Annotated in this window: 9 protein-coding genes and 1 tRNA gene; 3 read left to right on the plus strand and 7 right to left on the minus strand. The window is 34.6% G+C overall.

Annotation, left to right across the window (positions count from 1 at the left end; translation table 11 throughout):
- Positions 1 to 377 precede the first annotated feature (377 nt).
- The 7 genes from RTY06_RS03980 to RTY06_RS04010 all read right to left on the minus strand — a co-directional run bounded on the left by RTY06_RS03980 (position 378) and on the right by RTY06_RS04010 (position 11,892).
- A complete protein-coding gene (locus RTY06_RS03980; protein WP_312822982.1) occupies positions 378 to 1,847 on the minus strand; it encodes a TolC family protein in 1,470 nt (489 codons plus the stop codon).
- Positions 1,840 to 5,001, minus strand: a complete 3,162-nt coding sequence (locus tag RTY06_RS03985; protein WP_312822984.1) for an efflux RND transporter permease subunit — start codon at positions 4,999 to 5,001, stop codon at positions 1,840 to 1,842. The genes RTY06_RS03980 and RTY06_RS03985 overlap by 8 nt, the downstream gene beginning before the upstream one ends.
- Positions 5,002 to 5,017: 16 nt before the next feature.
- Entirely contained in the window at positions 5,018 to 6,073 is a 1,056-nt protein-coding gene (locus RTY06_RS03990) for an efflux RND transporter periplasmic adaptor subunit (protein ID WP_312822985.1), read from the minus strand.
- A 132-nt stretch (positions 6,074 to 6,205) separates the two neighbouring features.
- Positions 6,206 to 6,661, minus strand: a complete 456-nt coding sequence (locus tag RTY06_RS03995; RefSeq protein WP_312822986.1) for a hypothetical protein — start codon at positions 6,659 to 6,661, stop codon at positions 6,206 to 6,208.
- A gap of 193 nt (positions 6,662 to 6,854) precedes the next feature.
- Positions 6,855 to 6,928 (minus strand) — tRNA-Arg (locus tag RTY06_RS04000).
- Between the two features lie 73 nt (positions 6,929 to 7,001).
- Complete coding sequence (locus RTY06_RS04005) at positions 7,002 to 8,774, minus strand: TonB-dependent receptor (RefSeq protein ID WP_312822987.1); 1,773 nt, start codon at positions 8,772 to 8,774, stop codon at positions 7,002 to 7,004.
- 148 nt (positions 8,775 to 8,922) lie between these two features.
- Positions 8,923 to 11,892: a tetratricopeptide repeat protein gene (locus tag RTY06_RS04010; RefSeq protein WP_312822988.1), complete on the minus strand. Its 2,970-nt coding sequence runs from the start codon at positions 11,890 to 11,892 to the stop codon at positions 8,923 to 8,925.
- 941 nt (positions 11,893 to 12,833) lie between these two features.
- Here RTY06_RS04010 and RTY06_RS04015 point away from each other — a divergent pair.
- The 3 genes from RTY06_RS04015 to RTY06_RS04025 all read left to right on the plus strand — a co-directional run bounded on the left by RTY06_RS04015 (position 12,834) and on the right by RTY06_RS04025 (position 15,059).
- Positions 12,834 to 13,442, plus strand: a complete 609-nt coding sequence (locus RTY06_RS04015) for a hypothetical protein (RefSeq protein WP_312822990.1) — start codon at positions 12,834 to 12,836, stop codon at positions 13,440 to 13,442.
- 217 nt (positions 13,443 to 13,659) lie between these two features.
- Positions 13,660 to 14,397: a hypothetical protein gene (locus tag RTY06_RS04020; protein ID WP_312822991.1), complete on the plus strand. Its 738-nt coding sequence runs from the start codon at positions 13,660 to 13,662 to the stop codon at positions 14,395 to 14,397.
- A 518-nt stretch (positions 14,398 to 14,915) separates the two neighbouring features.
- Positions 14,916 to 15,059: a hypothetical protein gene (locus RTY06_RS04025; RefSeq protein ID WP_312822993.1), complete on the plus strand. Its 144-nt coding sequence runs from the start codon at positions 14,916 to 14,918 to the stop codon at positions 15,057 to 15,059.
- The last annotated feature ends 29 nt before the right edge of the window (positions 15,060 to 15,088 follow it).

Consider the following 15,088-nt stretch of genomic DNA (forward strand, 5'->3'; position numbering starts at 1 on the left):
TTTTTGACTATGCAAATTATTTAATAAAAAATTAAAAAAACAATAGCTTATTTTTTTTCTCAATGTCAGAAAAAAGTATAAATTGCACGTTTTTTATTTCAACAATAAATATAACTTAACAGATTAATAATCAAACAATTAAATAGTAATAAGTAATTAAAAATCTAATATTTCATTACTACTATTGTGTATCAAGTTAACTTTTGGTTAACCGTTTAAGTTAATAAATTTTAAAATTATATTAATTAAACATGTCTAAAAGTTTTTATTTACATCAATTTTCATTCTCTTAGAAACCATTCAATTAAATTATTCAAATTAAAAAGAAGCCTATCTCACGACAGACTTCTTTCCAAGAAAAAATTTAACAATGATAATTATTTTTTTGTGATATCAGGAGAAATCAAAGGGTTTTGATCCCAACCTCCTCCAAGCGCTCTGTAAACAGCAACACTTGCTTTAAGCTGATTCACTTTCTTTTCCACAAGCTCAAATTTGGATTCCAAAGCGTCGCGTTGTGTTAATAAAACTTCCATATAATCTGCACGGGCATATTTAAACAAATCATTCGAAATATCTATTGATTTTGTTAATGCATCAACTTCTTTCGATTTGATATCCAGACTGTTTTCTAAATTATGAATTTTAGACAACTGATTGGCAACTTCGATATAAGCACCTAAAATCGTCTGCTCATAATGATAAACTGCCTGAACCTGTTTTGCATTGGCATTATAATACGCTGCTTTAATTGCAGCTCTGTTAATCAACGGAGCTGTCAGTTCACCTGCTAAAGAAAATAAGAAAGATTCTGGTTTGATGATATAAGTTGGATTAAAAGCTTGTAATCCAACTCCAGCACCAATGTCCAAAGAAGGATAAAATCTTGCTTTTGCCGATTTAATATCTAATTTTGAAGCAGCCAGCTCATATTCTGCCTGTTTGATATCCGGACGATTTTCCAACAATTCTGAAGGAATTCCTGCATAAACCGTCTGCGGAATAATAGAATCGAATGCATTCTGGCTTCTTTCCACAGGTTGAGGAAATCTTCCGACAAGATAATTAATCTTGTTTTCCGTTTCCACGATTTTCTGCTGAATGTCATACTGCATTCCCTGCGTTTTCAGTACCTGAGCCTGAAATCTCTTCACGGCTAATTCATTGGAACGGGCGTTCTTTTTTAAATCTTTAATGATATTCAACGCATCATTCTGAATTTTAATATTCTGATTTAAAATAACCAATTCGTTATCTAGAGCCAATAACTCGTAATAAGATTCTGCAATTTCTGAAATCAGATTCGTGATCATGAAATTTTTTCCTTCAACACTTGCTAAATATCTCTGAACCTGAGCTTTTTTAGCATTGTGAAGTTTACCCCAGATATCCGTTTCCCATTTCGCCTGAACCCCTACTCCGAAATCAAATAATGGATCCGGCATTTCTCTTCCCGGCTCCATTTCTGTATTGGCTTCCATGGCTCCGATATTGGTGTAACGGCTTACTTTGTCGACACCCGCACCTGCTTTCAAACCAACAAATGGTAGATATTCTCCTTTTTTGGCTTTGATTTCATTTTTAGAAATTTCAATTTCCTGAAGAACAATATTCAATTCTTGATTGTTCTGCAAAGCCTGGTTAATTAACCCTTGAAGATTCGGATCGCTGAAATATTCGTTCCATTTCAGTTTTCCTGTGTTGATAGTGTCACTTTCTGCGCCTGTAAATTTTTCGGGGACTGTTTTATTTTCAGCCCTTTGTTCAATTTCTATAGGTTTGCAGGCAGCAAGGCTTAATAGTAAAAAAGCGACACCTGCATATTGATATATTGTATTCTTATTCATAATGGATCATGTCTTCGCTAAATGGTGATTCTTCTTCTTCTTTAATCATTTTTTTACCATCTGCCCATTTTGCAAATATGTAATAGAGTCCTGGGATGATGACAACTCCGAAAACAGTTCCGAATATCATTCCTCCCATCGCCGATGCTCCGATTGTATGATTTCCGATCGCGCCTGCTCCGTGAGCCAATACCAAAGGAATCATCCCTGCAATAAATGCAAACGACGTCATTAAAATCGGACGGAAACGAACTTTTGCTCCTTCAATAGCTGCATCTGCAATCGACATCCCTTCCAAGCGCTTCTGAACGGCAAATTCAACAATCAAAACGGCGTTTTTACCTAATAAACCGACAAGCATGATAAGACCAACCTGCGCATAAATATCATTCTGTAATCCCATTGCTTTCAACAAAAAGAAAGATCCGAAAAGACCGACAGGTAAAGAAGTAATCACAGCCAACGGTAAGATTAAACTTTCGTATTGCGCTGCTAAAACCAGATAAACGAAAATTAAAACAACCAGAAATACATAAATGGCTTCGTTACCACGATTTGCTTCGTCATATGATAAACCTTCCCAGGCTACTTTGTAACCATGAGGTAGCGTAGCTACAGCTGTTTCGTTGATTGCCTTAATTGCATCTGCGGTGGTAAATCCGGGAGCAGGAAGCCCTCTGATTGCAGCAGAATTGTACATATTATAACGTGTAATTTCATTCGGTCCCTGCGTTTTCTTCATAGTCATAAATGCAGAATAAGGAACCATTTCGTCTTTATCGTTTTTAACATAAAGACTTAAAATATCTGTTGGTAACCTTCTGAACTCTGGACCGGACTGAACATATACTTTAAAGAATTGTCCGAATCGAATGAAGCCCTGCTCATAGGTACTACCAATTAGAATATTTAAATTATCCATTGCTTTACCAATAGAAACACCTTTTTGCATGGCTGCATTATTATCAAATACCAATTCGTATTGCGGATAGTTGGCAGCGAAAAATGTAAATACGCCTGTAAGTTCTTTACGCTTTTTTAATTCTGCCATGAAATCTTTATTCACTTTATCAAATTCCTGATAATTTGTATCTCTGTTGATGTCTAATAATCTCATTGAGAAACCTCCTGAAGAACCAAATCCCGGAACCGCTGGCGGTTCGAAAAACTCGATGGTAGCTCCTAAATCTTTTGATTTTTCTTCTAATTCTTCCATTACTTCTTTTACAGAATGTTCTCTGTCTGACCAAGGTTTAAGGTTAATTAAACACGTACCTGCGTTTGAACCTCTACCTTCTGTCATAATCTCGTAACCTGCTAAAGAAGAAACAGATTCCACACCATCCACTTTTTCTGCAATACCTTGTAATTCTCTGGAAATTTTGTTTGTTTGCTCTAATGTTGATCCTGGCGGTGTCTGAATAATTGCGTAGATCGTTCCCTGATCTTCTGTTGGAATGAAACCTCCCGGTAAGTTTTTATTAACGAAGAAAATTCCGGCACTGAAAACCGCTAAAACTCCCCAAGTTAGAGTTCTTCTTGTGACAATTCTTTTTAATAATGCTGAGTATCTGCCCGTTAATTTATCAAATAAGCTATTAAAAGAATCAATAAACTTTGTAAATAGATTTACTTTCTTAGGTTTTCCATGATTATTTTTCAGCAACATTGCACACAAAACCGGTGTTAAGGTAAGAGCGATTAACGCCGAAATCACAATAGAACTTGCCATCGTAATAGAGAATTGTCTAAAGAAAGTTCCCACGGGACCTGACATAAATGAGATTGGCAAGAATACAGAAACCATAACAGCAGTAATCGCAATAATAGCACCTGAAATCTCTCCCATTACCTCTTGAACAGCTTTAAACGGACTTTGATTTTTTTCTTCCATTTTAGCGTGAACAGCTTCCACAACAACAATGGCATCATCGACCACAATACCAATTGCCAATACCAATGCGAATAACGTTACAAGGTTTATTGTTAATCCAAACAACTGCATAACGAAAAATGCTCCAATTAATGAAACAGGTACAGCAATAATCGGAATTAATGTTGAACGCCAGTCTCCTAAAAATATGAAAACAACAATGGCAACCAATACAAAGGCATCTCGTAATGTATCGACAACCTGCTCAATAGAAGCATCCAAAAATTTCGAAACATCATAACTGATTTTATAATCTACACCTGGAGGAAAATTCTTTTTCAATTCTTCCATTTTAGATTTAATTCCTTTAATTACGTCGCTTGCGTTACTTCCGTAATTTTGTTTTAATACAATTGAAGCGGAAGGATGACCGTCTAAATTAGAATAAATATCAAAAAACTCACTTCCTAATTCTACTTTACCAATGTCTTTTAATTTTACATTTTCTCCATCAGAATTTGCTCTGACAATGATATTCTCATACTCCTCCGGCTTGTTATATTGTCCTTTGTAGGTCAATACATATTCCAGTGTTTGTGCAGCGATACCGGAACTTTGTCCAATTCTACCAGGACGCCCGATGATACTTTGCTCACCAATAGCTTTCATAACTTCATCTACAGAAATATCATAAGCTCTCATTCTTTCAGGATTTAGCCAAATACGCATCGCATATCTTCTACTTCCTAAAATCTGTGATCTTGCAATCCCCGGAATACGGTTAATTTCCGGAATAACATTTACAGTAGAATAATTGTATAGAAACTTCTCATCCATACTTTTATCTTTACTATAAAGATTCACGTACATCAACATACTTGGCTGTACAGGGTTTACAATAACCCCTTCTTTTTGTACAAGCTCCGGTAACAACGGCATTACCTGATCGATTCTTGTTTTTACCAAAACGGTTGCGATATTGGGATCTGTGCCGGGATCAAAGACAACATTTACTGTTGCTTCTCCGGCACTGGTAGCATCTGTAGACATATATCTCATTCCCTGAACACCGTTTACTGCATTTTCTATGGTAATTAATGATGACTTTACCAATACATCCGCGCTAGATCCCGGATATGCTATACTTACCGCAACAGTTGTTGGTGCAATCTGTGGAAATTGTTCTGTCGGTAGTTGTTTAATTGCTAGACCTCCTACAAACAGGATAATAACCGAAATTACAATTGCAAAAACTGGTCGGTGAATTATTTTCTTGAACATATTTATGCAATTTTAATTATTCTGAATACAAATCTAAATCGGACATCACCTGCTGAGGCTGAAGATATTTAACCTTAATTTTTTGATTGTTTTGAATCTTTCTAAGTCCTTCTAAAACTATTCTGTCTTCTTTATTTAATCCAGATGCAACAACATAAATATGTGGTAATTCTGCTGCAACTTTTATTTCTCTTGCCTTTGCAATGTTATTTTTATCTACAACATATACATACTTTTTCTCTAAAACTTCAAAAGTTGCTTTTTGTGGAATCATCAAAGCATTGGCGTAAGGCGAAGTGATGACAATATTTCCCGTTTGTCCGTAACGAAGCAAGCCTTGTGGGTTGGGAAAAGTAGCTCTATACTCGATATTACCTGTTTCATTGTTAAAGTCAGATTCTATAACTTCTACAAGACCTTCCTGGCTGAATTCTTTTCCGTTTGCCATTCTCAACTTCACATGAAGAGGTTCTTTTCCTTTTTGAGAATCCATTTGATTAAGATATTCTGCTTCGGGAACATTAAAATAAACCCACATTCTACTGTTATCAGAAAGTTCTGTGATCAACTCCCCTTCATCCACAAGACTTCCTTTTCTTACATGTAATTTCCCAACAATTCCGCTAAAAGGAGCTCTGATTTCCGTAAAACCTAAGTGTGTGTTTGTAGAAGCAAGTTCAGCTTTCGCTTTGTCGTATCTTGCTTTCGCCATTGCCATTTCCTGTGGCGCTACAATGTCTTTATCGGAAAGATTTTTTGTGTTTTGATATTCGATTTCTGCGTATCTAGCTTCGGCTTTTGCGCTATTTACATCAGCTTGATACAAATTAGGCTGAATTTTAAATAAAAGCTGACCTTTCTGAACAAATTGACCTTCGTCCACAAAAATCGACTGAATATATCCTCTTTCCTGAGAACGAAGTTCAATATGATTAATCGAACGAATCTGCGCAACATAATCTTTATTAATTAAAGTGTCTTTTACAAGAGGACTTGATACGTTGAAGGAAGCCTCCTCAACTTTTTCTTTCTTTTCCTGCTGGCAGCTTATGCACCAAAAAATAAGGCACATATTGATATACATGAGACTTTTCTTGACCATGATAAATAATATTTTATAATAATTTTAAATTGAAAATAAGGATATAAGCTTCCACAATACCTCGTGAAAACCTAAAGTCTTTCGAAAAAAAATATTATAAAATCACAGTCTAATGACTCTATACTGGATGTATAGATCATCATCAGAAAGGCTTAATTGCTCAGAATGAGCCAAAGAAATAGCATTTTGCTTATCGTGATAGCGATTGACAAAGCCAGACATCAGCCTCCAAAAGTCTTCTCTAAAAAATATTGCCAATTCTGGAAAAGAAGACGTTTCTACCTTCTCATCAGTTTCAGTTTCAATTTCAGATAAAGCTCTTATTTTGCTGTAGTAAGGCCGACTAAGGTCATAGGTTGTGCTTTTATCCTGCTGAGTAAAAATATCAAAAGAGTTATCTCCTGTTCTATTTTCCTTAATCTGAATATCTGCTACAAAATCTAAATCGGATGAATCACCAGTAGACATATACTGTTCTACCTGCCCATAATACAAACCTAAAATGGTAAGTAACGCAAATAATAAACTGTATAAATATTGGAAAAAACCTCGGTTCATCGTGACAGCAAAATTACGATAAACTTTTGTACAAGTACGAAACCTAAGAATTAAATTTTGTTAAAATAAACTTTCAAATCATCAAAATAATAAGATTTTTCTATAATTGTTCTAAGCATGACTTGGTGATATAGAAAATGACGCAAAAAAAAACCAGACAACAAAAATTGTTATCTGGTTTCTACATAACTTGTGACCTCGAAGGGATTCGAACCCCTAACCCTCGGAGCCGAAATCCGATATTCTATCCAGTTGAACTACGAGGCCTTTTCTATAAATGATAATTGATGAATTATAAATGATACAACATCTCTCATCAATTATCATCTATCAATTATTTTTAGAACGTAATCTTCACACCTCCTACAACCTGTGCTCCCAAAACTTTGTAGCCCAAGTAATTCTGATATTTGGCACCAAGAAGATTATTTCCGAGTGCGAAAATACTGAAATTTTTGTAAATCTTGTACTCTGCCGAAAGATTAATATCTGCATAACCGCCAACTTTCTCATTCACATTCTCTTGCATACTAAAGGCTGGAAAAGTGGTTACGACAGAATAAGAATTAGATGTTATATCGGTTACGAAATAAGCTTTGAAACCAAGGTTTAGTTTTTTCTCTAGCATTGTATATTTTGCGCCAAGATTGAACTGGAATAATGGTTTGTAATAAACTTCTTCCAGATTATCCAATTTGTATTTCATAAAATGTAAACCTGCATCCACAGTTAGATTTTCCATTGGAAAGACCTGCAAATCACCTTTTACTTCCATCAAAGTTCCATTGTCATAAATAGAACTGAAAGTATTCGCGTAATCGTAACTTTGTCTGTCAGCAGCAATATTAGAATCAAACAAATTATTATTGTAGAAGAATTGAGCGTTATTCACTTTGCTGAAACCTGCGTTCACATCATATTTGAAAGTCTGATCAACATCTCCTTTCAAACCGAAATAGAAATGATATTTAGTTTCAGTTGGCGTTAAAACCAAATCAGAAATCAAAAACGGATTTTCATCTAACAAATTTCCATAAGTATTGAGTTTTAAACCGCCGTCAATTCCTCCGTAGAATTTGAATTCATCCGCTGCTGCAACCAAAACTTCCGCTTTTGGAAACCAGTAGAATTTATTATTCTTTGATTCTTCAGTTATGTTGTTTGAATTTTTAGAATTAAGGAAACTGAAATCAGAACCAATCAACAAGTAAGAATCGCCTTTGTAGAAAGTCACTTTTGGCGACAATGTAAAATTGAACTGATTGTTGGTGTTCTTATTCAGGATATCAAATTTAGAATTAACCGTTTCCAGGTTGATTCCCAAATCTCCGTTGGCTGTAATATCATCATAAACAGAAAAATCGTGTTTTGACAAATTCAGTTCTGCATTGGCGTAATTTTCATTTGCTCCAAAATGGTCGCTTAAGAAATAAGATTTCACACGAACATTGTTCAGAATATCATTCGAGTAATGGTCATAATAACCATTCACACTGAATTTGTTAACTTTTTGTTCTAAATCAACATCATTATTTGGCGGTGTTAAAGCATAAATTCCGTAATAATTATAATTATTGAAAGCATAATTGGCATCAATATTAAACTTACCTTTTTCTGTATAGATATTAGCATAGCCACCTATCTTTGCTTGATTTTGCTTTGAAGACCAATCATATTCCTTTTTCAGTCCCGAAGTTGACAAATAATGGACATCCGCTCCTACTTCTACATTCTCCTGCACTTTTCCTGAAACATTAGCATCTGCCAAAAACTTTCCATAATTCCCATAACCTAATCTGAAATAATTAGACTGATAATCATTGGAGAATTTTGGAGAGATATCTTCACCTTGGATTTCGGTTGTTTTGAAGTCCGAAACCGGCGGGACATTCACGATGTCATATTTCAGATTGAGTGAATCTTCCTTCTTTTTATTATTCGGCGGATAGTTTTTTTCCTGAATAACAGAGGTTTTCTTCTTCTCAATTTTCTTGACTTCGGGTTCACGTTTTCTGTTAAGAATCAATTGCTCTTCTTTGATTTGAGCACCTAATTCTGAGATTCCGACTGTTCCCAAAAATGCCAGAATGGCGATATATTTTAGTTTGTTCATTTCTTATTATTAAATTAAAACCTTCGTCAGTTCGAGTGAAATTATTTGTAATGAAGTGGAAAATAATTTTGTATCGAGAACCTTTGTATAAAACTTCTCGATACGTCTCGCCCAAGGCAGACTACTCGAAGTGACGTATGCATTAAAACTACTTTTTGATCTGCGCTTTTACTTCTTTTGCTTCTGCAACAATCTCTGGGAAATCGCCGTAGTTATTGATGATTTCGTCAACCGTATAACTTGCCTGGTAATTATCTTTGAGAGCTAAGTAATTTTTCGCCATTACAACCAAAGCTTTTGCACCCCAATATTCTTCTGATGCATAATTGTTTGCCAATTTGAAGATGGTTTCATTAGAAGACTTAAAAGCTTTTCCTTTGTTTTGATAGAAGGCTTTTGCGTAAAGTGCTTCTGCTGCAACTTCTGTATTAGAAGACTTTTCAAGAGCGCTATAAGCTGTTTGTGCATCTTTGTCTTTGCCTTGCTGCATCAGACTTCTAGCTTTGATGACTTTTGCCTGTTCTAAAGTTGCTGCTGAGTTTTTGGTATTTGAGATTACAGTATTGGCGTACTTTTCAGCTTCGGCGAAGTTCTTTTCGTCTGCATAGATTTTCATCAATTCAACGGAAGCGAAGTTTTTAATCGTAACGTTGGTAGAATTGGCGTTTTGCTCTAGGTATTTTTTAGCATCAGCCACTTTATCTTGAGCTAAATAAATCTGAGCCAATCTTACCTGAGCTTCCTGCTGATAATCGTTTTGGAAGTCAGCTACGTTTTGTAAAGGCAATAAAGCTTTATCCGTTTGTTTCAATTGGTAATAACTTTCTCCCAATTCATATTGCGCTTTGAAAAGATTGTCTCCAGCTGGACTTTGGTCAAGATATTTTTCGTAGTAAGAAACCGCTTTTGTGTAATCTTTTTTCGAGAAACTGTCTTGAGCCAAATTCAGATTGATTTCGCTGATTTCTGTTCCTGAAACATTAACATCAAGGCCTTTTGCAAATTGTTCGTAGCCTGCAACATCGCCGTTTTTCACAAAAGCAGGTTTTGCAGCCGCAACAATTTTGTCTGCATAAGCTGTATTTTTATATTGATTTGCCAATTGTTTGAATTCCGCAATAGCATTATCATTCTGATTCAAATCAATCAAATTCTGAGCTCTGTAAATCTGAGAATTCGCTACCAAGTCTTTATCTGGACTTGATTTAATGACTTTATCAAAGTAAGCATTAGAATTACTAAAATCATCATTCTGAGCATAAGCAGAGCCAATCTCATAACTCGCGTCATCCACATATTCGGAATTAGGATATTTTGAAATCAAAGTTTTCAATTCCGAAATCTTCGCTACTGTATCACCTTTGAAACCTAAAGCCAATGCTTTTTGGTATAATGTATAATCGCTGGCATTTTCAGTTTTGTTATAAATATCAAGCGCTTCATTCAACTGATTGTTGGCATAATACGTATCCGCCAAACGCAGTTCTGCATCCGCTTTGAACTCCTGTTTCGGGAATCTCAAGTATTCCTTAAAATATTCCTGAGCAGAAGCAAAATCCTTGGACTTGAAATAGGCGTAACCCAGATCATAATCCAACTGCTCGCGCTCCGGGAAACCTTCTGCCGTTTCATTTTCCAATTCTTTATAAACCGCAATTGCAGATTTATAATCGCCTTTTTGATAGTAAGTTTGCCCTAACCAATATTTGGCTTTCTTGTAATAATCTTTGTTTAAATTGAATTTAAGACTTCTCAGGAAATAGGATTCAGCTTGGTTAAGGTTTCCTTTGTTAAATTCCTCGGAACCTAAAAGATAGGAAACCTCCTGCTCTATCTTATTGGTCTCATTGGTTTTCTTATCCAATCTTGAAAGGGCATCCAAAGTGGCTTTGTAATCTCCGGAATATAAGTAAGACTTCACCAAAAGCGACCTCATTTCCTGAGTTTTAGAATTAGGATATTTATCCAAATATCTTTGAATCACTTTTGAAGAATTCTCGAATGGGTTTCCTAATTCGTAACCCAATTTCGCGTATTGTTCCAAAGCCAACTGCTGAACTTTCGCATCATAATTCATCTGAGACGCATTACGATAAGCCGAAAGCGCTTCTTGTTTTTGATTGTTTTGCAAATAAGCATTCCCAAGCTGAAAATAGGCATTTTGCGCCAGCGGAGAATTGCTATTAATCAATTGATTGTAATAACCAACCGCTTCGGCATTTTTCCCCACTTGGGAAGACACAAATCCCATTTCATAAAGGTCGGTTTCTGACGGCGTTTGCTCTTTGTCAAGGAATAATTTCAGATGCGGATAAGCCGACTGATAATCGCCTTTCATAAAGTAGCTCTCTCCTACAATCTTGTGAATTTCTGAGTCGTACGCAGTTGTTTTTCCATTGTTCAGAATTTCATTTCCTTCCGAGATTGCTAAATCATAATTCTTCTGATTGTAATACATCTGCACATAATAAGGTTTCACCAGATGTGCGTAATCCTCATTATTCTTGATTTGGTCGAAGTAAACAAAGGCATTTTCATTCTGCTTGTCGGCGTAATAAAGATGACCTAACATATATGAAATTGCAGGTTTGCTGTTATCGTCTGCATTCTTGAAAGATTCTTCCAACGCCTCGATCGCTCCGGCAGAATCTCCAGTCATAAACTTAGCGTAACCCAATTTCATAATATGCTGTGTATTTTCCTCTTTGCTCAATTGGTATTGATTGACGTTCTGCAAAGTTTCCAATGCTTTTTCAAAATCCTTTTTAGCTAAATAATAATCTGCCAACGGACCGTTTGCCTGGGCAAAATAAGCCGACTTTGGATACTCTTTCATAAAAGCATTCAGGCCTTCTTCCGCATATTGTTGCTGCAAAATCACCCCAATCACATTGCTGAAAAATAATGACGCTTCTTTTCTGGAATTGCTAAGACTTTTGTTATAAAAATATTGGTTGGAATACTCGTAATGGGAAGCATTGTAGACTTTGGTATTGTAGAGATTCTCTGCCAAACCAAAATGGTAGTCTTCTTTTTGAGTAAAATATTGAGATTGTTGCGCCTCTGCAATCCCATAAAGCGATAATACAGAAGCTATTAATATCTTTTTTGAATTCATTCTTAATTGAATTAAATTTTTTTGTTTGTCTTCTGTTCGTCTGGCTCAGTATAAACTCCGCCTCAGACTGACAGTTGTTTTTGTCTTTTGAAGCCTTAGACTTATAATTTAGATATTTAAAAATAATTAATTATATCATTTTAACGCAAAGAGCGCCAAGTTTTTATTTAATCTTATTGAAAACATTTTTAAGGTTCGCAAAGGCGCATAGCTCAGCAAGGGGCGAAAGTTAATTGTTTGTAAGATTCAAAAATATATGCTTAAATCATTAACCGCACTTTTTAATTTATATTGTTATAATAATTGTCGAAGCGAGAGCTGCATCAAAGTTTGTTCCTTTTTCAACGAAAATAGGGAAAAGTTATTATTTGAGGTAAAGTATATTGAAAATTATTTGCGAAAGATTTTGAGTTTTTTTCGAATAAGCGGCTTGGATGGTTGGTGAACGGCTAGTAGAAGGTGAATGGACGGTGATTGGACGATGATTGGACGGTGATTGGACGATGAATGGACGATGAATGGACGGTGAACAGACGGTGATTGGACGGTGAAAGTGGTGTTTTATACGCTGAAAATGATAGTCTAGACGATGAACGGACGGTGAAAGTGGTGTTTTATACGATGAAAATGATAGTCTAGACGGTGAACGGACGGTGAATGTGTAGATCTGAGTTGTTTATTTTTCTAAAATCTGATCCAGATTACATTTTTTTCTCGATGAAGATTGGGCTCTGCATGGAAGTGTGCTTTGTCAAAATCAAGGAATGAGTTTTCCATTTTTGAGTTGCGTATTTTTAATATTCTACGTATTGCGTATTCTGGCTATTTAAATATAATAAAAATGTAATACACTGAAAAATAGCATTTTATTTTTTTTAGAATATTACAAAACTTTCGTATATTTGGGTGTTATCTGCAAGCTTACCAAACATTACGCACAAATGAATTACATTTTTCATATCATATTTGGGATATTCTTTTCTCAAACAATTTTTGCGCAAGTTGAAACTGTTGCCGAAGTAAGAGCTCGAGAAATATTTAATCGAGAAACTATTATTGATAAGTTTAAACTTAATGAAAATGCAGTTTTTGTAATTAATGGGCTACCATATAGTCAAAATGATAGTCTAAAATTAAATGATAAATTAAAGTCAATAAACCAACAAATATTAACCGACTTTACATATATCAAAAATAGCGGTCAAATAGGAATTGGTGATAAAGATATTGTTGTTATAAAGTATGCAATTTTACAACCTAAAAATTACATCAAAGAAAAACTAAATGAATTAAATAAATTATTTAGTGATAATTATATAAGTTCTTCACAACATATTCATTTAGACGCAAAAGATCCAATTTTATTTATTGATAACCAGAAAATCTTTCACACTGAAATAAAGAAGAAATTATCAAGTCTCAAAATTCAAGAAATTGCAGACATATCAATTAAAAAAGAAACGCAGTCTTCTGAAATGTTTGGACAAAATGCAAAAAATGGTATTGTCATAATTTGGACAAAAAATGGATTAAATAAAGCCAGCAGATAACATCGCATTGGCGAAATGGCGGTTTAAGGGAGAAATTGAAAGTTTCTCCTTTTTTTGTCGCAACAGCCTTTTATATTTCCTTTTTTCATAAATTTAGAAAATAATAAAAGGCTGTTGCTTAGCTTAGTGCAAGATTGAAAGTTTAGGCTTTCTAATCCGCCACTATCGCCAATACGCGGCCCGTTGTACGACATTTTAACCAATCTCCTGCAAAAAGATGAATGAAATAAAGCAAATTGACAATTCTAAATTTCTTATGATAGATTCTGACTTTATTGAAGAAAATTTAAGATTTGCTAAGGTTAATAAACTCGATAATTTCTTGATTTCTGCTCGTATTGGCAATTATAAATTAAAGGACATAAATTTCCTAATAGATTATCCGCAAATTGAAAAATTATATATCTCAGTCTACGAATACATTGATTATCAAATTATCAATAGTTTACAAAACTTACATACATTAAGCATTGATGTTTTGGCTAACGATAATCAGAAAATTGATTTCTCAAACTTTCCTAAGCTTGAAAAACTTTCATTTGATTGGAGACTAAAGGAAGAAAACCTAGACAATGTCAGAACATTAAGGTATTTAACCATAGGCAAATTCAAGAAAAAGGATTTAACTTATTTATCAAAATTGAACAAAATTGAAAGTTTAGGGATTTTTCAATCACAAATAAAATCCTTAAATGGAATTAACGAACTTACAAATTTAAAGAAATTGTGCATTGTTCTTTGCCCTAAATTAAGCAAGCTAGATGGTATTTCTGCATGTGAAAACTTAGAAGAATTAATTATTGCCAATGCAAAAAACATAAATGATATTAATGAGTTATCAAAACTAAAAAAGCTAAGGAAAATTAGAATTGAGAGTTGTGGAAATATAGAAATCCCTATTAATAAAACCATTTTAGAAAAAATTGAATTGGTTGGCGCAACTGCATTTATATAAAAACGTCGTACAATAGCTAAGTTTTCGTTGCGTGCGAAGCACGAACAATGAAAACCCTGTTGAACGGAAGCTTCGGGAGCTTTTTGCTGGGCTTTTCAGATATTATGGGTTTATCGACAAAAGATTTTTAGAGATACAAGAGGCTTCGAGAAGAGTCTCTTTTTTTGTGGCGATTTTGGTGGTTTGGGAAAAAGCAAAAGATTCCCTTTTGGAAGTTTTAAAATTTGGGATTGAATTTTGATTTTGCGCGTTGGGAACTTGAGGTATTTCTTCAGATTCTTGTGCATTTGCATGTTTAAATTCACGAAATAATAGGCTGAGAGAAAATATATTTGAGTTGTGCAACAAGGACAACGGTTTTGCAAAAACGGGCAGAATGTTTTTAGTAGAACTACTCGTTTTCTCAGAGAAATTTGTAATTTTAGCAAGGTTTCTGCTTCGTTTGACCCACCATCGCAAAGCCGAAAACCGTTAACAGTCAGGCAAAGATAAATCCGAGAAAGAATTTAAAACCGAAAATGAAGAGAAGCTATTACCAAAACACGACAGACATATTTTTAGCAGAAGACGCAAATTCAATTTTCGGACAGCTTGCAAAGAATCACCAACACGACCTTGAAGACCAACAAAAAAATGCTTGGTCAAACAAATTGACTTCTTAAAAACTTAGCTCAAAGACATTCAAGGAAAC

The organism is Epilithonimonas sp. (genome assembly GCF_032055105.1).
Classification (GTDB): domain Bacteria; phylum Bacteroidota; class Bacteroidia; order Flavobacteriales; family Weeksellaceae; genus Epilithonimonas.